The sequence below is a fragment of the Mycetohabitans sp. B8 genome, assembly GCF_021991875.1.
GTDB lineage: Bacteria > Pseudomonadota > Gammaproteobacteria > Burkholderiales > Burkholderiaceae > Mycetohabitans.
In genome coordinates, this window is sequence record NZ_JAHLKR010000060.1 from 1 (window position 1) to 1,000 (window position 1,000).

A 1,000-nucleotide genomic window follows, 5' to 3' on the forward strand; every position below is an offset into this window, starting at 1 on the left:
CGATAATGAGCCTGCTGCGCTCGCCATTGATGGGTGCGACGCCAGATTGACCATCGCAGAACAGTGTTAATCGAGCTCAATCCCCTCCATAAAAGACGGCATAGCAATCGGCGAACCTCCTGCACGCTCAGCGGCACTCTGCCTTCAGGCGTTTTTTTTTACTGCGCGCGCCAAGCGTAACCAGAACAGCATGGGCTAGCAGCGCGAGGGTGATATGTCGATACCAGCCCTGCCATCGACGCACCTCGTACTGATCCAAACCGCATTCGCCCTTGGCTGCCTCAAAGCTGATCTCAATTTGCCATCTGCGCCCCGCCACATTAACCAGTGCCTGCTTCGATGCCTTGCTGCGTGGCACGTAGACGATGTAATAGGCATGCTCCCGTTTCTCATCGAGGCTGCGCCGTACCAGCAAATAGTGTCCGAAGCGGCGCTCCTCAGCGCTAGTTTGCAAGCGCCACAGCTCAATGAGTGCCCAGTCGTAGAGGCGCTTGCCTTTCGCTCCAGCGCCTGCAGACAAACGTTGCCATGCCCGGGCAGGCACGCTCTGCGCAATGCGCTGCGCACGAACATACGTCGGCCCCTGCCACCATAGCGGTTCACTCTTTGCCACCGCCATCACAAACGGCTGCTTGCGCGATTCCAACCATAGCCTCAACCTGCGATCGCCCCCGTACACCTCATCGCCCGTCACCCACCCGCAGGGCACGCCCGCATCCAAGGCTCGCTCAAGCATCTGTCGAGCCAATTGGGGCTTGGTGGCAAACTTGACCGGCTCAGGAACGCCCGCAGCCACGCAACGCGCCGGCTCTTCTGTCCAGGCTTTGGGTAGATAAAGCTCTCGATCAATGAAGGCACTGCCCTTCTCGCCGGCATAACAGAGAAACACCCCAATCTGGCTGTTCTCGATGCGCCCCGCGGTGCCACTATACTGACGCTGCACGCCGACCGAGTGCTCGCCTTTCTTGACGAATCCTGTTTCATCCACAATCAGCACGGC

The 1,000-nt window shown here is 59.1% G+C and carries 1 protein-coding gene; it reads right to left on the reverse strand.

The genetic code is table 11. The features are described 5' to 3' along the window. Positions 1-127: 127 nt before the first annotated feature. Positions 128-1,000: IS701 family transposase (locus tag KQH60_RS14700; RefSeq protein ID WP_237577137.1), on the reverse strand; the 873-nt coding region annotated here is incomplete at its 5' end.